Here is a 25593-nt window from a genome sequence, read left to right as displayed (position 1 = left end):
AGCCGCCATGATCCAATCAACGATGGAGACGGGTGTGAGGCGGAGACAGGTCGAACTCGGGAATCCCGAGATCGCCGTGTCGCAGGTGGACGGCGTCTGGCATGTCGACGCCGTTACCCCGCTCGGCGCTTACCCGGCGCGCTTCACCGACCGTTTAGTGTCGGGCGCGCGCGAACATCCGGAACGCACGCTGGTCGCGCGGCGCGGCGCGGACGGCGAGTGGATTCGCCTGTCGTATGCGGACGTGCTGGAAAACGCGCGCCGCATCGGCCAGGCCCTGCTGGACCGCGGCCTGTCCGAAGAACGCCCGCTGGTCATCCTGTCGGGGAACGACCTGGAACACTTCCAGCTCGCGCTCGGCGCGATGTATGCGGGCATTCCGTATTCGCCGCTGTCGCCGGCCTATTCGCTGGTGGCGACCGATCCGGCCAAGCTGGCCGACCTGATCGCGCAGCTGACCCCAGGCGCCGTTTTCGCATCCTGCGGCACCGCCTTCGGGCGCGCGATCGGGGCAGTCGTGCCGGACGGCGCGGAACTGATCCTGGCCGGCGGCGAAGTACCGGGGCGCGCAGCGACCGCCTTCGCCTCGCTGCTGGCGACCACGCCGTCCACCATCGACGCGCGCAACGCCGGGGTGGGCCCGTCGACCATCGCCAAATTCCTGTTCACCTCGGGCTCGACCAAGAAGCCGAAGGCAGTCATCACGACCCACAAGATGCTCTGCTCGAACCAGCAGATGCTGCTGCAGACCTTCCCCTTCTTCGGCGAACAGCCGCCGGTGCTGCTCGACTGGCTGCCCTGGAACCATACCTTTGGCGGCAGCCATAACGTCGGCATCGTGCTGTACAACGGCGGCACGCTCTACCTGGACGATGGCCGGCCGACGCCGAAAGACTTCGCCACGACCCTGCGCAACCTGCGCGAGATCGCGCCGACCGTCTACTTCAACATCCCCGTCGCCTGGGAGATGCTGGCCGAGGCGCTGGAAACCGACGATGCCCTCGCCGCCAACTTCTACTCGCGCGTGAAGCTCTTCTTCTGCGCGGGCGCCGGGCTGTCGCAGGCGGCCTGGGAACACCTGGACGAGGTGGCGATGCGCCGCTGCGGCGAGTCGATCCGCATCATGACGGGTCTCGGCATGACGGAGACATCGCCTTCGTGCACCTTCGGCACCGGGCCGATCATCAAGGCCGGCTATGTCGGCGTGCCGGCGCCGGGCTGCAAGGTCAAGCTGGTGCCGAGCGGCGACAAGCTGGAAGCCCGCTTCCACGGTCCGCACGTGACGCCGGGCTACTGGCGCGCGCCGCACCTGACCGCCGAAGCCTTCGACAGCGACGGTTATTACTGCACCGGCGACGCCCTGCGCTTCGTCGACGACGCGCATCCGGAACTGGGCTTCATGTTCGACGGCCGCATCGCCGAAGACTTCAAGCTCAGCACGGGCACCTTTGTCAGCGTCGGACCGCTGCGGGCGCGCGTCATCAGCCTGGGCGCACCTTATGTGCAGGACGCGGTGGTGACGGGACTGAACCGGCATGCGATCGGCCTGATGGTCTTTCCGCGGCTGGACAACTGCCTGGCGCTGTCGACGCTGCCGGCCGGGACGCCTGCGGCCGAGATCCTGGCGAGCGAACCGGTGCGCGCCTTCTTCAAGCGCTTGCTGCAGACGCTGAACCTGAACGCGAGCGGTTCCTCGACCCGGGTCGAACGCCTGCTGCTCCTCAGCGAACAGCCCTCGATCGATGCGCGCGAACAGACCGACAAGGGTTCGATCAACCAGGCGGCGGTGCTGAACCGGCGTGCGGCCCTGGTCGATGCGATGTACGACGGCACGGAAGCACAAACGATACTTGCACAATAAAACGGTATAAAACCTACAACGACAAGGAGACAGCATGAAACTGAAGACCCTCGCCTGCATGACCCTCGCAGTCCTGCCCTTCGCCAGCGGCGCCAGCTACGCGCAGGACACCATCAAGATCGGCGTCATCGCCGCCCTGACCGGACCATTCGTCAACATCGGCAAGCCCTTCGAAGACGGCATCAAGACCTATATGAAGCTTAACGGCGACAAGGTCGCCGGCAAGAAGATCGAGATCATCTACCGCGACGACGGCGGCAGCAATGTCGAACTGTCCAAGCGCGCGGCGCAGGAGCTGATCGGGCGCGAGAAGGTCAGCTTCCTGGTCGGCTTTTCGCTGACGCCCAGCGCGCTCGCGGTGGCGCCGGTGGCCACGCAAGGCAAGGTGCCGATGATCGTCATGAACGCGGTCACGACCGGCATCACCGCCAAGTCGCCCTACATGCTGCGCACCTCGATGACGATGCAGCAGATGACCGAACCTTTCGGCACCTGGACCGCGCAGAACAAGATCGGCAAAGTGTATTCGCTGGTCAGCGACTACAGCACCGGCCACGATGCGGAAAAGCTGTTCGCCAAGGGCTTCACCGAAGGCGGCGGCAAGATCGTCGGTTCCTCGCGCACGCCGCTGGCGAACCCCGACTATTCGCCGTTTGTCCAGCGCGTGAAGGACGAGAAGCCGGACGCCCTGTTCTTCTTCGCGCCGGGCGTGGAAGACGGCATCGGCCTCCTGAAAGCCTACAGCGACAAGGGGCTCGATAAAGCCGGCATCAAGTTCCTCGGCGTGGGCGACATGACGAGCGACTCGCCGACGCTGGAAGCGCTGGGCGACCGCGCACTCGGCGCGGTGACGGTGCTGAACTACTCGACGGCGCTCGACAACGAAGCCAACAAGATCTTCCTCAAGGCTTACGCCGATGCCAATCCGAACAGCAAGCCGCCGACTTTCGTGACCGTCGCCGCGTATGACACGATGGGCATGATCTACGAGACCATCCGCAAACTGAACGGCAACGTCACCGGCGAAGCGGCCGTCAAGACCCTGACGGGCATGAAGTGGAACAGCCCGCGCGGCCCGATCAGCATCGATCCGAAGACCCGCGACATCGTCCAGAACATGTACATCCGCGAGGTCAAGCGCGTGAACGGCAAGCTGATCAACGCGCCGATCGGCACCCTCAAGGACGTGCAGCCGGATTAATTTCCCGCAGCGCTTCCAGTCTCACCATCCCGCAAGGCCCGTGCCCCTCCCGGGGGCGCGGGCCGCGCACACCCATCGTTTCGACTTGATCTGTTTTTCGCAGAGGAGTACGCACGCATGCACGCCCTGAAAATCACCACCGCCGCCGCCCTCGCCCTTGCCCTGGCCGGCTGCAACAACAACGACAAGGACCCGGTTGCCGATCCGACGCCGGTCCCGCACATCCCGGCCCTGCCGCAGCTGTCCCCGGCCGTCGGCGCTACGCTGGCCGCCTGCACCGAACTGGCGACCCGCATCACCTACCCCGAGGCCGTGATCACGGCCGCCACCCCGGTCCCGGCCGGCACCCTGACCATCGGCGGCAAGCCGGTCGGCCAGCACTGCCTGGTCACCGGCCAGCTGCAGCGCCGCACGGGCGCGGTCGACGGCCAGGCCTATGCGATCGGCTTCGAGATGCGCCTGCCGAACAACTGGAACGGCCGCTTCTTCTACCAGGCCAACGGCGGCGTCGACGGCAGCGTCGTCACCGCGACCGGCCCGGTGGGCGGCGGCGGTCCGCTCGAGAACGCGCTGGACCTGGGCTTCGCCGTCATCAGCTCGGACGCCGGCCACCAGGCGCCGACGCCCTTCTTCGGCGTCGACCCGCAGGCGCGCCTCGACTACGGCTACGCCGCGGTCGGCAAGCTCACGCCGATGGCGAAGAACATCATCCAGGCCGCCTACGGCAAGGGGCCGGACCGCTCGTATATCGGCGGCTGCTCGAACGGCGGCCGCCACACGATGGTCGCGGCCGCGCGCTACGCCGACCAGTACGACGGCTTCCTGGTCGGCGACCCCGGCTTCCGGCTGCCGCTGGCGGCAGTCGCCAACATCGCCGGCGGCAAGACCTATGCCGCACTGGCCTCGACCCCGGGCGACCTGACCACCGGCTTCACCCAAGCCGAACGCGCGCTGGTGTCGAATGCCGTACTGGGCAAATGCGATGCGCTCGACGGCAGCGCGGACGGCCTGGTGCAGGACACCGGCGCCTGCCAGAAAGCCTTCGACCTGAACCGCGACGTGCCGACCTGCACGGGTACGCGCGACGGCACCTGCCTCTCCAGCGCGCAGAAGACCGCCATCGCGGGCCTGTTCACGGGCGCGAAAACCGAGAGCGGCGCCACGATCTACACCAGCTTCCCGTGGGATGCCGGCCTGGCGACAAACGGCTGGGCGTCGTGGAAATTCGGCGCGCCGATCGACCGCGACTCGGGCGCAGTCGCCTTCATCTGGTCGGTGCCGCCCGCTGACCGCAGCACCTTCAACGGCCGCGACTTCGTCCTGAACGCCAACCTGGATTCCCTGCTGGCGCGCATCAACGCCACCAGTTCGACCTATCCGGAGAACGCGCTGTCCTTCATGACGCCGCCGAACCCGGGCAACCTGGGCACGCTGAAAAACCGCGGCGCCAAGATGCTGGTCTACCACGGCACCAGCGACCCGATCTTCTCGAGCGACGACACGACCGCCTGGTACGAGTCGCTGCGCACGGCGAATAATGGCGACGCGGCGGACTTCGCCCGCTTCTTCCGCGTGCCGGGGATGAACCACTGCTCGGGCGGCCCGGCGACAGACCAGTTCGACATGCTGACGCCGCTCGTGAACTGGGTCGAAAAAGGCCAGGCGCCGGACAGCGTCACGGCCGGCGCGCGCGGCACCGGCAACGCCGGCGCCGTGAGCGCGGATGTGCCGGCGACCTGGTCCGCCACCCGCAGCCGCCCCCTGTGCGCGTATCCAAAGGTGGCGCGCTACAAGGGCAGCGGCAGCATCGAGGATGCAGCCAGCTTCAGCTGCCAGTAAAGACTGCCAGCGCCAATTGTTGGCTGCTGCAAAACGTAAGGTGGGCTCTCGAGCCCACGCGGTGCGAGGCTGGCGTCGATGCGAGGTTTCCAAAGCTGCCAACCGGCGCTTCGCGTAAAGCTGGCGTAATGCAGGCGCTGACCGCGTGGGCACGAGTCCGATCGCGGCCCGGCCCACCCTACGAGCGTGTGAAAAAATCGCCATGGCTGCGTTGCATCGTCTCGCCGTACCCACGTACTGTCTTCGACGACGCGTCGGGCGGCCGCATCCCTTGCCCTGACAATTTTTTCACACGCTCTACGGTGCTTCAGCCGCCGGTAAACAGCAGGAACAAGCAGCAAGGGGGCCGGACGGCGCAGTGCGCGTCGTCCGGCCCCTTGCGTTTTGCGGGCGCAAACGCAACGCGCACAACACGATTTTCGGCAGATACTACACAAATGAAATATTCAGGAGTAAAATAGAACCCATGGCGCCGAATGTAGTGCGCCCTTACCGAATTCCAGGAGCATTCCATGTCTGTCAAATATATCGTCCCAGCCCTTCTCATCTCCCTGCTTGCAGGTTGCGCCTCGACCAGCAATGTCGCATCGACCGATCCGGTCCGTGCCCGCGTCGTCGCCGAACTCGAACAAGCGCGCAAGGACGGCAGCTACCCACCGTCGGAAGCCGATTACGTGTATCCGAACTGGGTCAAAATCGCCAATCCTGCCGGCGTCGTCATGACCGACGGAAACTGGGGATCGGATAGCAGCAAGGCCGCTACCCCACCCGCCGCGCGCAGCACCCCGGCCGCAAAGCCAGCCGCCACCGCGACCGCCGCGCTGATGACCGATGGCCATCCGGAGTTCGATGTTGCTGCACGCACCGTCAAGGGCGGCGATTCGGCAAACTAAGCGTCGAACTGATCGACGCGGCACACGCGTTTCCCGCCGCGCCTGCGTGGGTGCACGATGGCTCTACCGCCCCGCGGTCGGGACGGTTACAATCTGGCATTTCAAGCGGGAGCGTTCATGAGCGATTTCGGGCCGACGGAAAAACGATTGCGCAACATCCTGGCGCGGGTGCCGGATTTTCCGTACGAGCCGATCCTGCTGGTACGCCTGAATCACCACCTGCAAAAGAAGCTGCGCGACCGCACCAACGCCGCTTTGAAACCGCATGAACTGGCCGATACCGGCTATATCGTCCTGGCCATCCTGTACGGCAGCGCCGACGAAACCTCGACCGCATCGGAACTGAGCGAGGCCTGCCACGAAAAGCCGGCCAACCTGACCCGCGTCTGCGACGACCTCGCCGCGCGTGGCCTGATCGAACGGGGTAGCCGCACCGGCGACCGCCGTACCGTCCTGATCACCCTCACCGAACAGGGCCGCGCCCTGATCCAGCAGGTGCTGCCCGAAGTCTCCACCAAACTGAGCGACGCGTTCGCCGGTTTCAACAAGGCCGAGATGGCGCAGTTCGCCGGTTTCCTGGGGCGTGCGCTGGGTAATCTCGATAAAGCCGGCTGAAGCGGCGTCAGGCCGCGGCCGCCATCGCGCGGCAGGCTTCGGCGCAACGCCGGCAGGCCTCGGCACACTGTTTGCAATGGTCGGCATCGTGCTGGCCGCACTCTTCGGCGCAGGCCGCGCACACCTCGGCGCACTGGCGGCAGAGCGCCGCCGCGAAGGGGCTCGCACGCGCCATGAAACCGGCCGCCAGGCGGCACAGCTGGGCGCAGTCAATGTCCAGCGCAATGCAGCCGGCCATCATCTTGACATCGTCCTCGCGCAGGCAGGCGCTCGCGCAGCGGTCGCAGGCCGCGGCGCAGGCCTCGCATGCGTCGATACAATCCTGGAAGTTGGTGTTGTCCATGCGCTCTCCTCTTCGAGCGGTCCCGCTCGTCGTGTGAATGGATACATGAGGGTACATCCAGCACGCCGGCACACGGCGCACGGCTCATGCGACACCCGTGACGGCGAGCTACCGTAATTCGTGCCCATGCATCCGCTGCCGCTATGGGAAGCATAGCCTCGCCCGCTTACAAAGGCGCTTCGGGGGGGGCGATGTGCGCGGCGAGGAAGGATTTGGCGCGCGAGATCCTGCTCCTGACCGTGCCGATGGGGCAGTGCATCAGTTCGGCGATCTCGGCATAGCTCAGTCCGTCGATTTCGCGCAGCATGAAGGCCTCGCGCAGGCTCGGCGGCAGGCGTGCCATCGCCAGGTCCAGGATACCGGCCAACTCTGCGCGCAGATGCACTACTTCGGGCTGGTCTGCTTCGGACGAAAAAGCCAGCTCGAGCGTTTCGCTCCCCGATTCAGTCACGATATTCGACTCGCGCGCCCTGGATAATAGACTCGAGCGCGCTGCATTGATGGCAATTTTATAGATCCAGGTGAAAAACGACGATTCGTGACGGAAGGTTCGCAGCGATTTATATAGCCGCATGAAGATTTCCTGAACGACATCTTCTGTGTCTGCATCATCCCTCAGGATATTGTTAACGACCCGGAAGACGCGCGGCCGATAGATTTTGAATAAGGCGTGGTACGCAAGTTCATCGCCCGACTGGGCCTTTTCGATCAACTCCCTTTCGGCATCCGCTTCCATTTGGGGGTAGGCCCGCCAGCAAGGTCATTCCTGTGAACGGAAAATCAAGGCCGCCTCGTTCAAAGCAGCACCTCGAGCAGGATTCCCGGTTATTTCAAGATCCGGACTACATGCGCCTCAAAGCGGGAGGATCGATGATCTCGATCCACCTTCCATCAATATCGATCAGCCTTCGCGCACATAGCACGTGAAGCGTCCGGCTGAGCGTAGACTTCGTCATGCAAAGAAAGATGGCAATGTCTTCACGCGGCATGAACAGCCTGTATTTATGAGACGGAAAATCAATATCGGCAAAGCGCTGGCTCATCTCCAGCAAAAAATGTGCCACCCTCTTTTTGACGCAGCCGTGCCGGACAAAGCGATTGCGCCACTGGGTCCGCAATAATTCGCGGCTGATCAGGTTGCCAACTCCCTCGCCAAGCCCTCCAATTGCAATTTCAAGGCGCGTAGCGTCTTCCAGCGGCAATTCAGCAACGACTGCCTCCGTTAGAAACACCACCTCCGAAGAAATCGGATCCGGGGCCAGGTTGCCCAAGCCGATCAAATCGCCCGGCATCGAAAAACCGAGAATGTCTTCGCCGCCCGACTCGCTGATCGCCGATGTTTTGGCAAATCCCGCGAGGATGACGTGCAGAATCTTTGAATGAGGAGACGGGGCTCGGAATACCTGCGCCGCGTCATACCTTTTCAATATGCCGCGCTGCGTGTGGCGAACGACCGCGGAACTGTAGGCATGCCGTAGTCCGAGTAGATTGATATGGGACGGAGACAGCATAAAATTTCCAATGTGTAAAAAAATATGCAGAGAGGGTAATTTTGGACGTAAATCAGCCCGCCACTGATAATGACGATTGCAAGGCGCATTCCCGGATCCGGGTCCTGGCTCGGAAAGTCCATGCGGCTTATTCTCGTGCCCGCTTTCTTATTATTCGCCCGAAGCCGCACCCTGTCAAATCGATCCTGACTAAATTGCGACGCCTGTATCAATTCGGTCATTCGATTCGATTCGATTGGCAATTCCAATGAAATTAATCATCGCCATTGAGGCCTTTAAATTGAAGCCAGAATTATGGCGTTAATTAACAATGCATGAGCATTAACGTGCACGCGCGACGGTGCCGGCATCGTCCAATTATGGAGTTCGATTGAAACACAAGGACAACGATGCATTGCGTCGGAGCAAACCGCTTATCGGAATGATTACCGATCTATACGGCCTGCTCGCCTGCATCCGTGATCAATCCATGGGCACCGGCATACTGCACCAATTTAGAAAACGAGTTGAGGTTCATTTTTTCCATCAACCGTGTTTTGTGCGTACTAATTGTTTTTACACTCACGTGCAGTTCGTCGGCGATCTCTGCAATTGACTTCCCATTAACCAACATCAACAAGATTTGCATTTCACGACTGCTAAGCAGTTCGTGTGGTTGCTTTGAGAAGGTATTGACTATGCAGAGAGTGAGCTTTGCGGTCACTTCTGCGCAGAGGAAAGGTTCACCTCGAGCAAGATTTTGAATGCCCTGGATTAACTCATGGAGCTTTGCCCGCTTCGACACGTAGCCACGTACGCCGGCCCGTAACGCCGATTGCAAATGGTCCGTGTCGGTCGATTCGGAAAAAACAAGCGTCTTGAGGTTCCCGTTTTTACTTTTGAGCGACTGAATCATTGCAACGTTTAGCCCCCAGGCAATGAGCGGTTCCACTATCAATATGTCGACATGGGTATTCTCAACCAGGGGCAACAGGTCCGCGACATTGCCGGCGTCGCCAATAACGCGCATATCCCCTGCCAGTTCGATGAGGAGGACCAAGCCCTTACGCATGATTTCATGCGGATCAACTATGCCGATCTGAATCACATGGTGCTCCCGCGCAAGGAACAGTTGTTTAGGATCCGGAAAGAAGCTCGATGTCTAGCTTGGTTGAAGGTAGCAAAGAACTTATGCAATGTAAATAAGTTATTTTTTAATTACTTCACGCGCCAAAAAAATGGCCCGGCTTGCGCCGGGCCACGGAGGGCCTGTTTGCTCCTGCTTTCAGTTACTTACGGCAACTTCGTTACCTGCACATTTGTCACGCGAACGAGCGCATCTTCGGAATAGAGGCCGATCGAGCCGGCGACGTCGAGGATTCCACCCGTCTTGTCAGTTGCGAGGACGCCGTTGATCCACACACGAACGCGCGTACCGATTTTCTCGATCTCGAGCTTGTTCGCAAGCCCGACCGCTGGCGCGGGGGCCGCACCCGTTTGCAGGAAGGTTTGTCCAACGCTGTTCTTCGCCGTTCCCAGTTCGACACCATTCGGCTTGAGCAGGAAATAGTTGGTTGTCTTGCCATTTTTGGTCGGATTGTAATTGAAGAACAACCAGAACACTTCCCACGGATTCGGGGCGGTGTTGTTTCGCAGTTGTTGTTCCGTATTCACAATCATCGACGCACGGAAGTTACGCATCTTCGGCAGGTTGGCCAGGGCGAGCGCGGAGTGGGTTTCCGATGCCCGGTTCGGCGCTTTCGGCGAAAGAACGACTCCCGACGTTGCGTTGTAGGTCACGCTGCCAAACCCGTTGTAGGCGGTGGTCCATGCCGACGCGGTGGTCGGGACCGCCGCCGTGCTTTGGGCTGGTGCCGGGGTTGGCGCTGGCGTTGGCGCTGGTGCCGGCTTTGGCGCTGGCGTTGGCGTTGGCGTTGGCGCCGGCTTTGGCGCTGGCGTTGGCGTTGGCGTCGGCGCGGTACCGTTCAGCGGCGTGAAACTAGGCATCTTGCTGATGGCCGTGTTCAAGGTACTCCACAAGGTCTTGCTCATCGGAGCCATGTCTTGTTTGAAATACCACCAGAAATAGCCGCCGACATAGCCTGGCTCGGTAATGTTCTTCGTGTAATAACGGTTGATGAACTCCGCTTTGTTCGCGGCATTCTTCGTGCCGACTTCACCGAAGCCGATTTTCGAATTCGGGAACATCGCGTGCAGTTGCTTGAATACCGTCGGCCAGTCCGGCTTCAGGTTATTGCAATCGTCTTCGTAATAGCTGATCAGGACATAATCCAGGCCCTGCTTCATCCGCGCCGGAACATTGGCATTTGCCCAAGTGAACATTTCATTGCTCGGCTTGGACCAGCAATCCTTGTTGTAATACAAAGTCAGTTCGGTGGCCTTGCCTTGCGCCTTGACGAGGTCGTATGCACCCGTCATCTTGGCAACGACGTCCGGGGTAGTGCCCAGCCATTCGCCATTGATTTCATTACCGACTTCCCAAAGATCGACGACGTCGCCGAGGGCACCCAGGTATTCCTTGGTACGGTCCAGGTATTGCTGAACGGAATATTGCTTCACATAAAACGAATCAAGGATTTCGCCCATCACGTAGCTGACATTGCGGACGGCGACGGTAGCGTCGCGGTAATCCGAGGCAGGAACGTTTTCGTCGAAAACGATGCGGGTAGTTGGTACTTTGCTCAGACTCTTGAGCGCGGTCACGGTATCTGCAATATTGCTCGTGGAATCAATCGTGACGCCAGCGATCTGCGCCGGCATCGGAAGCGCCGGACGCGGTTTGGTCGGGGCCACGGCGGTGGCAGCAGTTGCGTTGACGGAAGCAGAACACAGCAGGGCGGCGGCAGGAATCGCCGCGAGAAGCAGGCGGGACGAGAAAGCGTGAAGCGAAGAAGACATCGGTACTCCAGGTTCAGAAATGAGTGCCTTAGAGCCTTTCCACGCGTCATTAGTTCCGCAAGAAATGATTTACTGTGCGATTTATTTCCTCGTGTTATCTAACGCATACTTGCTGTTAGTAATCGTGCATGGCTGAGCCAGCACTCCCCGGGTCTTGCGGTATTGCTGGTAAAGCCGGGCCGCGGCCTCCCCTCCGGCAGGCGTCATATACTCGGGCACGCCGAACACGACATGACGCGGGGCGTACGAATTGGCAATGGCAATCTGATCATTCAAGCGCCGCAATGTTGTTGGCTCTGCCTTGAATTCGCCTTTCGATATCGGCGGACCGGCAGTTTGACGAAACGCTTCCACGACGGGAACCAGTTCGCGCCCGGCCGCCGTCGTTGCGTCGCGCATGGCGCCGTAATATTGTGGCAGCTCAGCAATAGTAACTTTGTCAACGCCGATGCCATCCTGGAAGTACACCTGGTCGATCCCTGGCGCTCGTGCCAGCAATTCGATCCAGAAATCGCTGAGCGTACGCGGATCAGTGCGACGATTCACGAATCCCGAGACGCCGACATGGGAATTCGGCGTCAGCTTTCGTAAATGGCTACTTATTTCCCGAAGGTAATTAAATAGGGCAAGCTTGTCACCGGCATCGGTCCAGTTGATATCGTCGATCTCTTCGGTGATATACCAGCCGGCAAACGCCGGATTGGTGGCGACGACCGGCCGCAAATCGAGGGCTGCCTGGCGGTTGAGGCGCAGGCGTTCGGCAAGGAAAGCGCGCCGGTCGGAGCGGCCGACGCGTGTCCAATAGGACGAGTCGTGCGAAAGTCCGATCAAGACACGCATGCCACTCGCGTACGCCATGCGGATGATGGATTCGATCGGCATGTCCGGCGCCGAGGGCACGGGAACGGCGCGGTAGAACGGCCGCCGGTCGAAGGCGCTCCACTGGACGACCACGTAGTCGACCTGCAATGCGGAGAGGTGATCGAATAGTGCCTGCCACTTGAGGCTGCTCCAACGGGAATGCTCGTCGAGTAGCTGGATGTAGCTTCCCTGCAGGCATCGGGCCTGCGCTTCGCGCCGTTTTTCGTCATCCGTACCGCGCGCGCTCGCAGTGCAGCTCATCACCATGAGCATCGAACACAGGACGGCGGTCATTGCGCGCACCATAGGTTCAGAACTGCCCTGCTGCGCTCAATACCCATCCTCCGTGATGCCGGGATCCCGCTACCTGCCTGCGGTACTGAAGAACGAATTCAAGGCTCGACCGTGGCGCCGAGTACTTCGACTCATTGAACAGGTATTTCAAGGATACCCCCGCGCCTGCTTCGACGTACGACACCTTGAACGGATCCGGGCGCTGGCCCCGTGCCGCGGCCATCACGTGCGGTGTCAGCATCAAAGCCGACCCGATTTTTTTGACCCATCCCTGGCGCCCTTCGACGTAGAGCGAACGGGTCTTGTCGTGCTGGGCCAGGTATCCGGCGTCCGCGTACAGGATCGTCTGGCTCCACGAGTCCTGATCCGGGCGCAGATCGTAGCCATTGCTGTATCCCCAGCTCGCACGAAGCAACCAGTTGCTCAGCGCGTCCCGTCCTATCGGGAACAGCCGTTCGACGCCCAGGTAAACATTCGCGTCGCCGAGCGGCTTGTATTCCAGCCCGGCGCCGCCCTGGACGCTGTGCGGGTCGATACGCATCGAGCCCGGACGGTTCGACCACAGGCTGCGGCCGAAGAAACGCAGGACCCGGCCGTTGTTGTAACCTGCATTTTCAGGCTGGTACAAAAGTTCCGCGCCGCCCTGCGATGGGATCACCCCGCCCGACACGAATCCCGGCACCACGGAAGCGGCGGCGCTTCCCGAGCTGGGGCGATAGCTCTGGTAGACGTCGAACCGATACCCTTGCGTCATCGCCCGCACCTGCTGGCGGAATCCATAAAGCTGCGGATCGCTTCCCTGCTCGCCGCCGAGCGCGGCGGCCTTGTCGTCGATCGCCTTGTGGAACCAGCCAAGGGCCTCCCGGTTACTACCGGTCTCGACATTCGCATAGGCAAGATCGGCATACACGTTGCTGCGTGATGGATCGAGCTGCAATGCCCTTTCGAACAGGGGAATCGCCTCGGCCGCGCTTCCCTCCTGCTTGTGCAGGTAAGCAAGCTGCAGTGCAAACTCCGGGTTGCCTGGTGCCAATTCCATTGCTTTTTCGAGATTCGCGCGCCCCGCTTCCTTCTGCTGCAGCCGCAGCGAGTCGAGGGCACGTTGGTAATAACGGTCTGCGTTGGGTTCGATCGCCAGCGCCATGTCCGTGTATTGTGCGGCGACCTGGATGTCGCCGGTGGCCCGGTTCAGGCGGGCGAACTGGTCCAGCAAAACGAGGCGGCTTGCCGAGCTCATCTTGTCAAACTGCAAGTTGCTCAAACGGGCACGCGCCTGCTCCGGTTTGCCCAACACCTCTTCGGCATAGGCCAGCTGTATTTCCAGTTCCGGGGAATCGGCCGCCGCGGCCGCCTTCTCCCAGTAGACGTGCGCTGCGCCGTAGTCCTTGTCCGACTCGTATACGTTGCCAATCTCGGCGTTGAGCGCGGCCAGCTGCCGCACGTCGCCGCCGGCCGTCGCCGCGAGTGCTGAACGGTAATGAGACAAGGCCTGCTGGTTCTGGTTGAGCCTGGCGTACGCCCGCGCCACGGCCACTTCGTTTTCCGGCGCCGCTTCGCGCTCGAGGACGGCCAGGTGCACGTCGAGCGCAGCCTGGCGGTCCTCGCCCTTGTCGAGCAGGTAAGCCAGCGCCTTTCTCGTTTGCAACTCGGTGTCGCCGGCTGCGAGCGCGTTGCGGAAGGCCGCTACCGCGCGTGCGTCGTCCCCCATTTCCGTGTGCAGGTATCCTGCCGCCCGCAGGACCGGCACGCCCGCTTCGCCCCTTCGCGCGATTGCATCGATCTGGGCCAGCGCGCGCGCGGGTGTCTTCAACGCAATGTAATCCTCGGCAAGACGCAGCCGATCGGTATTGGTCGGGGCGGCCAGTTGCTCGCGGTATGCGGCGCTCTTCGCAGGCTGGCCGATATGGCGGTAGATTTCCGCGACTTCGCGACGCTGTTCATCATTGACCGTGCGCAGGGGCGTCAAGGTATCGGACGCCGCGGCGTAACTCCCTGCACGCGCCAACTGGTCTGCCAGCGCAATACGCCAGCGCACCTCGTCCTTGCGCCTCAAGGCCTGCTTGAAATACGCGGCCGCCGTGGCCGCGTCGCCGGACTGCGCGTATCGGTATCCCAGGGTCGCCGCCGTATAGCCGGTAGGATAGCGTCGATAATGCCGAAGCAGCGCCGGCAGGCTGGCGCCTGGCCCCGGCTGGACGGCCGCCGCGCTCGCCGACTCGCTCTGCAGCGCGGCGAGTGCCCTGGCCGCCTCCGATTTGCGGTTCAGCGCGACCGCCTTTTCGAATGCCTGCCTGGCGGCGTCCGGGCGATGGCGAGCCTGTTCGGTATAGCCGAGCGACACATTGGCGCGCTCGGCCAGGAACTTGTCGCGCGCCCCGTCGGCAACCGTCGCGTACTCCACGGCGGCGTTGTCAAAATTCTGTTCAGCAAACAAAACATTGGCGAGGTAGAAGTGGTCGCCCGATTCGTTCGTCAAGGCCAGGACGCGCCGCGCAAGCCTTTCCGCCAGCGGGTATTCCTTTCGTCCAAAATGGATGTCGGCCGTAATCCTGAGCCAGGTGAGGTTGTCCGGGTCGACCGCGAGCACGGCCTCGCCATACGAGAGTGCGCTTGCCATGTCGCCCTGTCTTTGCGCCAGCAATCCCAGCGCAGAGGCCGCGTTCGCGCGTTCCTTGCCGTTGCCCGCGACACTCAGCGCAGCAGCGTAAAATGATTTCGCTTCCGTATTTCGCTTCAATGCGGCAAGTACTGCTCCCTTGCGCATCTGAAATAGAAACGCCTTGCCGCCGGCCGGCGAGGCGCCCAATGCCTCCATGGCTTCACCGAAATGCTTGAGCGCGAACGCGATCGCATAGGCACTGTTTGCGGCCAGCTCACGTGCGTCGTCCGGCGCCCTGGGATTTGAATAGACCTGCCTGAACAGCTTCAATGCCGGGGCTTTCCTGCCCTGGGCCTGCGCCGCGAGGCCCTGGTACAGCAGGGCTGTGGGATTGCCCGGGTCCAGCACCAGGGTACGGGTCGCCTGGTACTGGACGGCACTGAATTTGCGCCCCCGGTAGAGCAAGGCCAGCAGACTAAGCCGCGCATCGAGATCGGCAGGCTGGATCTCAAGATAAACCTGGAGTTCTTTCTCGGCCTCGGCCAGCCGGTTTTGCTTCATGTGTGCGTAGGCGCGGTGCAAATGGGGGTACGCCCGGAAATTGTCGACCTGCTGCTGGAGCCAACTGCGCTCCGGCTCCTCGGCCGCGTTGGCATTCAAGCCCGGCACCATCAACAAGGCCATCAGGCCGCCGGCGACACATTGCCAGCGCAGCGGGTGCGGGCGGGGTTCTGGCTTGCTGCAGGCCGGGCGGTTCGTCATCGCGCTGTCTGTCCTTTTCATAAGATTCAAACCGTTCACTGCCGCAGCAATGCTGCGCTGAGCGTGCTCGGCTGCAACCAGCCGAGTTCCTGGAGAATTTCGCCCAGTTTTTTGCTTTGCTTCGACTGCAGCGCAAGGGCTTGATCCAGCTGGTCCGGCGTGATGGCTGCGGAATCGATGAGCAGGTCGCCAATCTTCCTGCGATAGCCGACGAGTTCCTCGGCCTTTGGATAGTGGTGCGCGGTCTTGTCCCACTTGATGAACTTGCCCGTCTTGAGAAACTGCATGTATTGATTGACCGCGCGCACCGTCGCCAGAAAATTGATCAGGTTTCCCCAGATCATGCGCGGCAGGGACATCAGGGCCTGGAACGGTCCATAAATGCAATGGACGCAATACGCCCGCATTCCCGCCCGGACGACAAACAGCAAGCCGTTGACGTACAAGATTTTCCACAGGATCGAGTTGGCCTGGATGAGGGCGGGATAGCTGTACGCGTCAGGCCAACACCATTCCAGGAAGTACACGGACAAGATCAGGAGCACCATCAGATAACCCAGCAGGTTGGCGAGGTTGGTCAGGATTGCCTTGCGATCGCGGAACAGCATATAGCGTGTCGCAAGGTTGCCGGTCCATCCAAGATTGCGCCACCCCTGCAGCGTGATGCCGACCACCCAGCGCGATTTCTGGCGCACGGAAAATTTGAACTGATCGGGGAAAAACTCGCGCACGCAGACCGCATCCGGGCGCGTTACCTGTTCCGGCTTGCCGCTCCAGAAATTGCGGCGCGTGACCGTTTTATCGACAGTAAACCGCACGAATACCTGCTTCAGCTTCAGTTCGCCGAGCCGGAAGCCGAACTCGTAATCCTCGGTCAGCGACTCGATACTGAACAATTCGCCATCGCGCGCAACGCACATCTTGTCCAGGGCGCGCCGGCTGAATGCCGCGCCGACGCCTGCCGCCGGGATACTGGCCCCGAGCGCTTCCCGCACGATCATGTCCTTGTAGTGCGACTGGGCGAATTCGTCGAGATAGTGGCCGCCAGTGAATTTCTTCCACCGCAGCTCGAGGGATTCCACCGGCAACTGCACCATATCCTTGCGTGGAATAAGGTAGTTGAAGAGCTTGTAGCAGAGCGGATGAATCACGTCCTCGCAGTCCTGCATCACGTGGATCTGATAGGGAACCCCGGTCTGCTGTTCATGGATGCGGATTTGATGGAATATGCAGTTGAGGCAATCGGCCTTGTTCGTCGGGCCATCGTGCGGCGTCACCACTTTCACGACCTGGGGATGTTGTGCGCACACCAGGTCGACTTCGCCCTGGGTTGCCAGGTCGTTCAGGTAGGTACCGACAAAGATCGTGAAATTGCTGTACTGAATAGAACGAAGGGTATTCTCGAGCATGGGACGAATGACGGCTGCCTCGTCCCAGGCCGGGATCATCACAGCGAGCCGTTGTTCCGGCTTGGCGAACAGCTGGCGTTCGGTCAGGCGCGGATATTTACTCAGGATCGCGTACTTTCGATAAACCGACCTTGCCACGAACACGAGGTCGACAAACAGATCGTCCATGCCGCTAATCAGAAAAATGATGCCGACGGTAACCATCAATACTTTTGCGAGCATTAACAGTACCGCCAGCAAGTCCAGTGCATCCATGCTTTCTCCTGCCGTTTGGTCGAAGGATCGCTTCCGCTAGGCCGGCACAGCTTCCCGGGCCTCCAGGACTTCCTCTCCAAAATGGCTGATGGGGCGTCCCCTCAGGGCGTTCACGATGCGTTCCGATGCAAAGCCGTCTCCATACAGATGCGGCGAACTGCAACGCCAGGCCGACCGGTCGTCCAGGACCGCGCGCACCGCGTTGACGATACGTTGCGGTTCGGTGCCGACAAGCTGCACCGCCCCCGCAGCCAACGCTTCGGGCCGCTCCGTCACTTCACGCATGACCAGCACGGGTTTGCCAAGATACGGCGCTTCCTCCTGGATGCCGCCCGAGTCGGTCAGGATGCAATCCGCGCGTTGCATCATGCGTACGAAGCTGAGGTAATCGAGCGGCGCAATCAGGTCGACGTTGCCGCAGTCGCCAAGGGTGCCGAGGACGGGTTTCTGTACGTTCGGATTAAGGTGTACCGGATAGACGACGTGCGTATCCGGGTAGGAGGACAAGGTGCGCAGGGCAGTGCAGATATTCGCGAACCCGGTACCGAAGTTTTCGCGCCGATGACCTGTCACAAGCACCAGTTTCTTGCCTGCTTCGACGACCGGCAGGCGGGCATCGATTTCGGCGCACAACTGCGGGTCGGAGCGCAGCTTGTCATCCGTGATTCTGAGGGCATCGATGACCGTGTTTCCGGTCACGTAGATCGCCCCGCCAAGACGCTCGGCACGGAGATTGTCGCGTGCCGAATTGGTCGGGGCAAACAGCTGGTGGGCCATGATATCGACTGCGCGGCGATTCGCTTCCTCCGGCCAGGGCTGGTTGATATCACCGCTGCGCAATCCAGCCTCGACGTGGCCGACAGGAATCTTCCGATGGAACGCCACCAGGCCGGCGATCATTGCTGTCGTCGTATCGCCGTGAACCAGCACGCGTTCAGGCTGCACATATTGGCATATCGAATCCAGCGCGCCAAGCATGCGCGATGCCAGGCCATTGAGCTGCTGGTCCGGCGCCATCAGCGACAAGTGATGGTCAGGCTCGATCGAGAAGAATTTCAGCACCTGCATCAACATTTCCTGGTGCTGGCCAGTGACGCAAACGATCGACTCGATATCCGGAGTCTTTTGCAAAATCTTGACGAGCGGCGCCATCTTGATGGCTTCCGGACGCGTACCGAATACAGACAGAACTTTCATGGCCGACCCCTATCCTTGGCTGTGCGAACGTGGCGCAGACTTTATGCGTTGTGGGTCAAACCATATTCGACAATTTCTCGATTTTTTTTGAGCTAGAACAATTTTCACCAGATAATCAAAATTTTTCGATTTTCTCCGAAAAAGTGTCCGAGATCAAAAAGTAGGCTCCGAACCGATAGCTAGAATCCTCTGTAAGCCGAATATCACAGCATAGATTTATCGGTAGAAATTAATTGCACGCTGGATAGACTTGAGGATTTTCTTCTATCTTTTTTACAGCAGGCACATTCCCGCCGCCCCCGCCCTACTTGCCAAGCCGATCGAATCCGTCGATCAAAGCCCGGTTCCAGGATGGTCAATTCCAGCCATCTCGTTCATGCCTTAATAATCGAGTTACGTTAAATCAGGAGCGCCTCGTGAAACACCTTTCCCGCAATGTATTACTCCTCGTGGCATCCCTGCTCGTCGCCGCTGGTCCTGTCGCTGCCGGTCCTGTCGCCGTTGCACGGGTCAAGGCACCGCCGCTGCCGCCCGGCTCCCAAAAAGTGAAACTCCAGATGGGCCTGGACCCAATGGAAGTGGCCCGCGCCAGGCACGCTCACAAGAAACCGAAAAAAGACAAGACGCTGGACGACACCCGGACCAGCCTTGTCGTACCGACGCCCGCCGCCGCGCCGGCGAAATAAACAGTCAAGGAGACTTCTGATGAAGATTCGAGTAATTGTCGCCAGCGTGCTGGCCTCGATGGGCGTGCTGTCCGGTTCTGCCACCGCCCAGGTGCCGGCTCCCGCGCCGCGGGCCTTGATCCTCTACGATGCGCCAGCCGGCCTGTACAACAAATTCGGACTGGCCACTTCCATCATGCTGCGCAATTTGCTGGGGCACTTCGATACCTCGGCGATCGCCATGCAGCCAGTCGACACGTATTCTGCTGGAGCGATGGGCAACTACGATGTCGTGTTTTATCTTGGCACCTCGTATGACAGCGCCGTTCCGACTGCATTCCTGGCCGACGTCGATACCAACCTGAAATCGGCCGTACCGAAAACAGTCGTCTGGTTCAAGTACAACATCTGGAAACTTGCCTGGGACGGAAACTATACGTTTACCCAATCCAGCGGCATTTCCTTCAACGGACTGCAGGGATTTAATTCGACGCCCAGCAACAGTAATCAAAACCCGGGGTTCTATGACACGGTGAGTTACAAGGGCGAGTCCATGCTCAAGTATTACGCCTATGACGCTGCGACGGGTACTGCGGCCGCCGACCCTGACGTGGGCGCAACCTCGGTGGCAGCGCCTGCGCAGTCTCTTGTGACAATCACCAATAGCAAAAACAGTGCGATGCCGGCATTACCGTATGTCGTGAGGTCGAATAATTTCTGGTATTTCGCAGACGTTCCCTTGTCGTACATCGGTCCGCGCGACCGCTACCTGGCTTTTGCCGACCTGCTGCACGACATCATGGGGCAAGACCATCCCGTCAAGCATACGGCGCTGGTGCGTCTCGAAGATGTCAGTGCGGACGTCAATACTTCGAGCATGAAGAAATTGACCAATTATATGTTCGAGCGGGCGATACCATTTGCGATCGCGGCCATTCCCCGCTACAGGGACCCGTATGGCGCATATAACGGGGGAGTAGCAGAGGATATCCCGCTGTCCATGGCCACCAACCTGAAAAGCTCGTTGAATTATGCGAAAACACGCGGTGGACAATATGTGCAGCACGGCTGGACCCACCAGTCCGACGGTCCTATCAACAATATCAACGGCGTCAGCGGCGAAGATTACGAATTCTGGAACATGACGGCGAATACGCCATTGGCAGCCGAAAACGGAACGCAATCATGGTCCAACACCCGCATGCAAAATGGCCTGAAGGAACTCAAGAACGCCGGCTTTACCCCATTTGCCTGGGAGGCGCCCCATTATCAATCCTCGCCGCTGAGTATCAAGTCCAGCATGGCCATTCCGGGCTATTACGGGAAAGCGTTCGGACGCGTCGTGTATTACACATCCGATACTCCCGACCTGAAAGGCGTTTCCGGGGTATATGATTACTCACCCGGGCAATTTTATCCGTACGTGATCAAGAAGGATTATTACGGCCAATACGTCATACCCGAAAACCTCGGCAATATCGAGCGCAAGGCGGTATGCAGCTATTGCTACGATTACCTGCCTTCGGACCTGGTCTTGAACGCACGGTATGCGCTGGTCGTACGGGATGGGTTCGCCTCGTTCTTTTTCCATCCCTACCTGCTCAATCCCGAAACGACCGCCCTCGGTATCAACGGCATGGCGGACTTCACTAACACAATGACGGGCATAAGCAATCTCGGCTATACCTGGGGCTCACCTCAACACCAGTAGCGATGCACCATGAGGTCACACATGGCCTCATGGTCACCCGTTGCCGTGGTGATGCGATGCCAATTCACGGCGCGGCCCGGGGCGGGATCCGCAACGGCGCCGCTCAGATGAATGGCCAGCTGAGTTTTCGCTTGACGTGCAGCAGGCAGCGCGTGGCAACGTAGGCAATCGCAAAGCCGAAGCACAGCAGGCTGCGCAGGTCTCCCATGACGGCGAGGAATACGCCGCCGACGGTGGCGACGGCGACGAGCACCATGAGCGCCAGTTCGATACTGAGGAAAAAGGCGGCGGCGTCGCGCCAGACCCGCAGCGCGAGGGCGCGGGCTTCAATGAAGCTGTGGATGTCGTGACCCATGGTCGTGTTGGCAATCTTGTAGTGGAGCCAGAAATGCAAAAATCGCCGGCGGGCGGCGATGTTGGCGAATGTTCTGGAGGCGAGGACGGGCGTCGAACCCGCCGGCCCTTGGTGGCCTGGCTGGCCATATGGCATCAATGAAAGAAATCAGTCGCCTGCATTGTAACGCCGTTTCGTGTCGCCCGTGCCGGGAGCCAGGCAAAGCAGCCCCGCATCATCGGGATCGCTCCAGTTGCTCGTGCACGGCAATGGCAATCGTCGCGAGCTCGCCCTTGCCGGCAGCGGCCGACAGCGCGTAGCCGAATTTGCCGTCGATCCAGTAAAACACGCCGACCGGCCCCTCTTGCGCAAAGCGGAAGCCCGTATCGCGGTTGTGCGACTGCTCCGTCGAGACATATAGCGTCAGCCGCTGCCCGGCCGCGTCGTGGTACATGAACTGGGCCACCGGCCCGCTTTCGCCGGGCAGCAGGCGGCCTCCGATCAGTTCGTAGCCGAGCTTGCCGATCCGTGGCGGCCGGACCGGCGCGCCCAGGCGTTTCGATAGCCATGCGACGAGATGCTGCTCCTGGTCCGCGCCCACCTCGACTGGATGCTTGAGCTCGGGACTGTAGACGACGTGCGCAATGGCGGCCTGGCGTGGCAGGCTCCCGGCCAGATCCGCCGCCGCCTGGCGAATGCCTTTCAAATCCGCCACCGATCCGGGCATGACCGCGGCGCCGCGCAGCGTCCAGCCGCCCAGCCCGCCAGCCAGGGCGATGGCCAGGGCCGCCGCACAGCGCCCGCCGGGGCCGTCCCACCAGCGCCTGCGCGGCGGACGAACAGTGACCGCTGCAGTGAGCGCAGCAGGCACGGCTTCATCGAGCACCGGATCGAACAGCCGGTGCAGTTCGCGGTTCTGCTCGCGATAGGCGGCCAGCCGCGCCGCCTCCTCGGGCCGGGCCTGCAGCCAGGCCTCGATCGCGGCCAGGCGCGCCGGCGGCAGCAGGCCATCGACGTACGCGTGCAGGTCGGCTTCGGTGACTGGCAAGGAATTCATTTGACCACCTGCAGGGTCGCGACGGGCGCGGCCCTCCCTTCCATCAGTGCGCGCAATTTTTCTCGCCCGCGGGACAGGCGCGACATCACCGTCCCCAGGGGCAGGCCCAGCGCGCCGGCAACCTGGTCATAGGTCATGCCCTCCAGGCCGACCAGCAGAAGGATTTCGCGCTGCTCGGCGGGCAGCAGGGCCAGCGCCGCCTGCATGTCCCGTATTTCGAGCCCGGCCGCATGGTTGACGGTGTGCGCCGGGTGCGGCGTTTCATCGCCGAGGGTCGTCGTCTGCAGGCGGCGCGCGCGCAACTGGTCCACGTGCAGGTTATGCATGATCCCGAACAGCCAGGCGCGCATCTCGCCATCGCGGCGCCACTCGGCGATCCGGCTCCATCCGCGCTCGACCGTGTCCTGCACCAGGTCTTCCGCGCCATTGAGCTCACCCACCAGCGCCCGCGCGTAGCGGCGCAGGCGCGGGATGCAGGTGGTCAGTTCGACACCGGGGTCAAGCATGGCGGCGGCGGCTCCGGAAACAGAAGCTCAGTCGGCAACCACGTGCCAGACGTCCTTCACCTTGTCGCCCTTGCGTTCGCCGGGCCGCGTATCCTGCGCGAACAGGTACAGGGGCTTGCCCTTGCGCGCCAACTGCTTCGAGCCGTCGTCGCGCGTGACGACAGAGTAAGGAGCCGCATACGAAGAAGCAGTCGCCGGCACGGCGGGCCACAGGGCGGCGCAGGGTCCGTTGCAGACGCTCTTGCCGCTTCCCGCGGCGTCCTTGTCGAAGGTATAGAGCGTCATTCCTGCCTGGTTGACGAGAACGCCGTCGGCGCTTTTCACCATGGGGCTGGACATCGAGGCGCAGGCGCCGAGGACGGAGGCGGCGCCGAGCAGGCTGAGTGCGGTACGGATCGGGTGCATGGCGGTTCCAGTTTTGGGGTGGGGACATTGTCGTATACGCAAACGGCACCCAAAGTATTCCACGTTCCCGAAAATATGTTCAATTTCTCATCGTTAGGGCCGGCGCCGGGCTCTCAGGCGTGGCCGATACCGGCGCTGCTATACCTGTGCTCGAATTCCGCCGTCGGCAGCGGGCGGCCCAGCAGGAAGCCCTGCATCGAGGAACACCCGCCCCGGATCAGGAAATTGCGCTGGGCTTCGTACTCGACACCCTCGGCCACGATCTCGAGCTTGAGTTTGCGCGCAAGTGCGATGATGGCCTCCACGATCGACCCGGCGTCGGCGTCGATGCCGACATCGTGGACGAAGGAGCGGTCGATCTTCAGCGCCGCGAGCGGGAAACGCTTGAGGTAGCCCAGCGAGGAATAGCCGGTGCCGAAATCGTCGAGCGAGAAGCAGATGCCCTGGGCGCAGATCTCGTGCATGCGCTGGGTAATCTCCTGCATGTCTTCCGCGAAGACGCTTTCCGTCAGTTCCAGGCACAGGCGCGCTGCCGGCGCTCCGGTGCCGTCCAGGATGCCAGCCACTGCGGCGGGAAAGCCGGGGTCGCGCATCTGGTGCACGCTGACGTTGACCGCCAGTTTCAGGCGCCGGAGCGTCGGGTCGCGGCGCCAGCGCGCCAATGCGCGGCAGCTCTCCGCCAGCACATGCTCGCCGAGGGGAAGGATGAGGCCCGTCTCTTCGGCGAATCCGATGAAATGGTCCGGGCCGATCAGCTCGTGTTCGCCGCGCTGCCAGCGTACCAGTACCTCGGCGCCGACCAGGCGTCCGCGCTTGTCGAACTGCGGCTGGCAGAACAGGCGGAACTGGCCCAGCGGGATGCCGTCGCGCATGGCGGCGTCGAAGGCGATGCGGCGGTCGGCCGCATCCTGCATGCTGGGATCGAAGAAGCGGGCCAGGTTGCGCCCGTCGGCCTTGGCCCGGTACAAGGCCAGGTCGGCCTGTTTGAGCAGGGTTTCGATGTCGGTGCCGGCGGCATCGAACAGCGTGATGCCGATGCTGGCGGTACTCTTGAACAGGAGCGAGTCGAGCTGGCAGGGCTGGCCCAGGGTCGACAGGACCTTGGCCGCCACCTGGCCCGCCTCGGCGGCCGCGTCGCCCGGCTCCGCCCCCAGGCCTTCCAGCACCACGACAAATTCATCGCCGCCCAGGCGGGCCAGCTGGTCGCTGTGGCGCACCGTGTGGCGCAGCCGCTGGGCCGTCTGGCGCAGCAGCATGTCGCCCAGCTCGTGCCCCATCGTGTCGTTGAGCAGCTTGAAGTTGTCCAGGTCGAGATAGAACAGCGCGCTGTGCTGGCCCGAGCGCCGGCCGCGCGCCAGCACGTGTTCCAGTTCCTCGATCAGGAAGCGGCGGTTCGGCAGGCCGGTCAACTGGTCGTAATAGGCCAGTTCGTAGATCTGCCGTTCGGTGCGCTTGCGTTCGGTGAGGTCGGTGTTGACGCCGGAGATGCGCAAGGCCTTGCCGGTGTCGTCGCGCAGGACGTAGCCGCGCGACAGCACGGGTACGTAGTGGCCATCACGGTGACGCAGCCGGAACTCCACGCTGAACCCATCGCGCGGGCTGGGCAACAGGTCGGCGAGATAAGCGGCGATCATGAGGTCGTCGTCCGGATGCATGAGGCGCCGCCAGGCGCCGGAGTCCTCGATGCCTTCGCCGCTGGGGTAGCCGAGCATGTTCCACCAGCGCTCCGAGTAATAGACGTCCCCCGTGACCAGGTCCCAGTCCCAGGGCGCATCGGTGGAGCCCTTGAGCACCAGCCGCAGGCGTTCTTCGGACTTTTGCAGGGATTGCTGGGTTTGCTTTAGCGCGGTGCAGTCGGTGAAGCAGACGACCACCTGGTGCACACAGCCGGCGTCGTCGTACTCGGGATAGGCGTTGCACAGCAGCCAGCAGGTGGGGCCCGCGCCGACGATACCGGCCACCAGGCCGGACAGTTTACGGCCCGTGCCCCGCACCACATTGGCCGGAAACTCCTCGGGCGGCATGGGCGAACCATCGTCGCGCAGGACCTCCCATGCGCTCCCGGCCGCGCTGGGGTCGACCCCGATGAGTTGGGATTCCGTGCGTCCCAGCAGCTCGCGGGCGAGGCCGTTGGCGGAGACGATGCGGCCGTCGGCGGCGTGCACCACGACGCCTGCCGGCAGATGGTCGCGCAGCGCGTCAAGGCAATACGGTGCGTCCACGGGGGGAAATGGGCGGCATGACGGTCGGAGTATGGCAGCAATCGGACCAGGAATCGGGCCAACAATCGGGCAAAGAATCGGGCCAGGAATCGGACAAGCGATCACGGCATCCTAGCAGTTTCGCCGCCCCGATGGCGAGCGCCTGGCCGACCCGT

At 61.8% G+C, this 25593-nt stretch carries 21 protein-coding genes; 7 read left to right on the top strand and 14 right to left on the bottom strand.

The window, feature by feature from the left end:
- Positions 1-7 precede the first annotated feature (7 nt).
- From AC1MEM_RS13020 to AC1MEM_RS13000, 5 genes are all read left to right on the top strand, one after another.
- Positions 8-1861 carry a feruloyl-CoA synthase gene (locus AC1MEM_RS13020; protein WP_499470985.1) on the top strand — a complete coding sequence of 618 codons (1854 nt, stop codon included), beginning with the start codon at positions 8-10 and terminating at the stop codon, positions 1859-1861.
- Between the two features lie 34 nt (positions 1862-1895).
- Entirely contained in the window at positions 1896-3062 is a 1167-nt protein-coding gene (locus AC1MEM_RS13015) for an ABC transporter substrate-binding protein (RefSeq protein ID WP_499470983.1), read from the top strand.
- A gap of 117 nt (positions 3063-3179) precedes the next feature.
- The gene (locus AC1MEM_RS13010; RefSeq protein ID WP_499470981.1) at positions 3180-4901 is read left to right on the top strand and encodes a tannase/feruloyl esterase family alpha/beta hydrolase; all 1722 of its coding nucleotides are present in this window, start codon (positions 3180-3182) and stop codon (positions 4899-4901) included.
- Between the two features lie 512 nt (positions 4902-5413).
- Positions 5414-5794, top strand: a complete 381-nt coding sequence (locus AC1MEM_RS13005) for a DUF4148 domain-containing protein (RefSeq protein ID WP_499470979.1) — start codon at positions 5414-5416, stop codon at positions 5792-5794.
- Positions 5795-5911: 117 nt separating this feature from the next.
- Positions 5912-6409 carry a transcriptional regulator, SarA/Rot family gene (locus AC1MEM_RS13000; protein WP_499470977.1) on the top strand — a complete coding sequence of 166 codons (498 nt, stop codon included), beginning with the start codon at positions 5912-5914 and terminating at the stop codon, positions 6407-6409.
- Between the two features lie 7 nt (positions 6410-6416).
- On the opposite strand, the gene AC1MEM_RS12995 is transcribed toward AC1MEM_RS13000, so the two are convergent.
- The 9 genes from AC1MEM_RS12995 to wecB all read right to left on the bottom strand — a co-directional run bounded on the left by AC1MEM_RS12995 (position 6417) and on the right by wecB (position 18538).
- Positions 6417-6752: a four-helix bundle copper-binding protein gene (locus AC1MEM_RS12995; protein WP_499470975.1), complete on the bottom strand. Its 336-nt coding sequence runs from the start codon at positions 6750-6752 to the stop codon at positions 6417-6419.
- Between the two features lie 166 nt (positions 6753-6918).
- Positions 6919-7488: an RNA polymerase sigma factor gene (locus AC1MEM_RS12990; RefSeq protein ID WP_499470973.1), complete on the bottom strand. Its 570-nt coding sequence runs from the start codon at positions 7486-7488 to the stop codon at positions 6919-6921.
- A gap of 106 nt (positions 7489-7594) precedes the next feature.
- Positions 7595-8263: a Crp/Fnr family transcriptional regulator gene (locus AC1MEM_RS12985; protein ID WP_499470971.1), complete on the bottom strand. Its 669-nt coding sequence runs from the start codon at positions 8261-8263 to the stop codon at positions 7595-7597.
- 433 nt (positions 8264-8696) lie between these two features.
- Positions 8697-9350 carry a LuxR C-terminal-related transcriptional regulator gene (locus AC1MEM_RS12980; protein ID WP_499470969.1) on the bottom strand — a complete coding sequence of 218 codons (654 nt, stop codon included), beginning with the start codon at positions 9348-9350 and terminating at the stop codon, positions 8697-8699.
- Positions 9351-9535: 185 nt separating this feature from the next.
- On the bottom strand, positions 9536-11161 hold the full coding sequence (locus tag AC1MEM_RS12975; protein ID WP_499470967.1) for a hypothetical protein: 1626 nt from the start codon (positions 11159-11161) through the stop codon (positions 9536-9538).
- An 81-nt stretch (positions 11162-11242) separates the two neighbouring features.
- Positions 11243-12316 (bottom strand): DUF4434 domain-containing protein, encoded by a 1074-nt coding sequence (locus tag AC1MEM_RS12970; protein ID WP_499470965.1) that lies wholly within the window; start codon positions 12314-12316, stop codon positions 11243-11245.
- Between the two features lie 16 nt (positions 12317-12332).
- Positions 12333-15677 (bottom strand): NfrA family protein, encoded by a 3345-nt coding sequence (locus AC1MEM_RS12965; RefSeq protein WP_499470963.1) that lies wholly within the window; start codon positions 15675-15677, stop codon positions 12333-12335.
- Positions 15678-15712: 35 nt separating this feature from the next.
- Positions 15713-17341: a glycosyl transferase family protein gene (locus AC1MEM_RS12960; RefSeq protein ID WP_499470961.1), complete on the bottom strand. Its 1629-nt coding sequence runs from the start codon at positions 17339-17341 to the stop codon at positions 15713-15715.
- Between the two features lie 36 nt (positions 17342-17377).
- Positions 17378-18538, bottom strand: a complete 1161-nt coding sequence (gene wecB / locus AC1MEM_RS12955) for a non-hydrolyzing UDP-N-acetylglucosamine 2-epimerase (protein WP_499470959.1) — start codon at positions 18536-18538, stop codon at positions 17378-17380.
- A 416-nt stretch (positions 18539-18954) separates the two neighbouring features.
- Between wecB and AC1MEM_RS12950 the strand changes: the two genes are divergently transcribed.
- A complete protein-coding gene (locus AC1MEM_RS12950; RefSeq protein WP_499470957.1) occupies positions 18955-19224 on the top strand; it encodes a hypothetical protein in 270 nt (89 codons plus the stop codon).
- Positions 19225-19243: 19 nt separating this feature from the next.
- Entirely contained in the window at positions 19244-20914 is a 1671-nt protein-coding gene (locus AC1MEM_RS12945) for a DUF2334 domain-containing protein (protein ID WP_499470955.1), read from the top strand.
- A 103-nt stretch (positions 20915-21017) separates the two neighbouring features.
- Here the strand turns inward: AC1MEM_RS12945 and AC1MEM_RS12940 are convergent, their stop codons facing one another.
- The 5 genes from AC1MEM_RS12940 to AC1MEM_RS12920 form a co-directional block, all read right to left on the bottom strand.
- A complete protein-coding gene (locus AC1MEM_RS12940) occupies positions 21018-21308 on the bottom strand; it encodes a hypothetical protein (RefSeq protein WP_499470953.1) in 291 nt (96 codons plus the stop codon).
- Positions 21309-21483: 175 nt separating this feature from the next.
- Complete coding sequence (locus tag AC1MEM_RS12935; RefSeq protein ID WP_499470951.1) at positions 21484-22305, bottom strand: anti-sigma factor family protein; 822 nt, start codon at positions 22303-22305, stop codon at positions 21484-21486.
- Entirely contained in the window at positions 22302-22811 is a 510-nt protein-coding gene (locus AC1MEM_RS12930; RefSeq protein WP_499470949.1) for an RNA polymerase sigma factor, read from the bottom strand. The genes AC1MEM_RS12935 and AC1MEM_RS12930 overlap by 4 nt, the downstream gene beginning before the upstream one ends.
- 27 nt (positions 22812-22838) lie before the next feature.
- Positions 22839-23216, bottom strand: coding sequence for a COG4315 family predicted lipoprotein (locus AC1MEM_RS12925; protein WP_499470947.1), 378 nt, complete (start codon positions 23214-23216; stop codon positions 22839-22841).
- Between the two features lie 113 nt (positions 23217-23329).
- Positions 23330-25438 (bottom strand): putative bifunctional diguanylate cyclase/phosphodiesterase, encoded by a 2109-nt coding sequence (locus tag AC1MEM_RS12920; RefSeq protein ID WP_499470945.1) that lies wholly within the window; start codon positions 25436-25438, stop codon positions 23330-23332.
- Positions 25439-25593 lie beyond the last annotated feature (155 nt).

It is taken from the genome of Telluria sp. AIW5 (genome assembly GCF_056680575.1).
The sequence above is the reverse complement of the archived record's forward strand: the minus strand, read 5'-3'. Positions and strand labels throughout refer to the sequence as shown.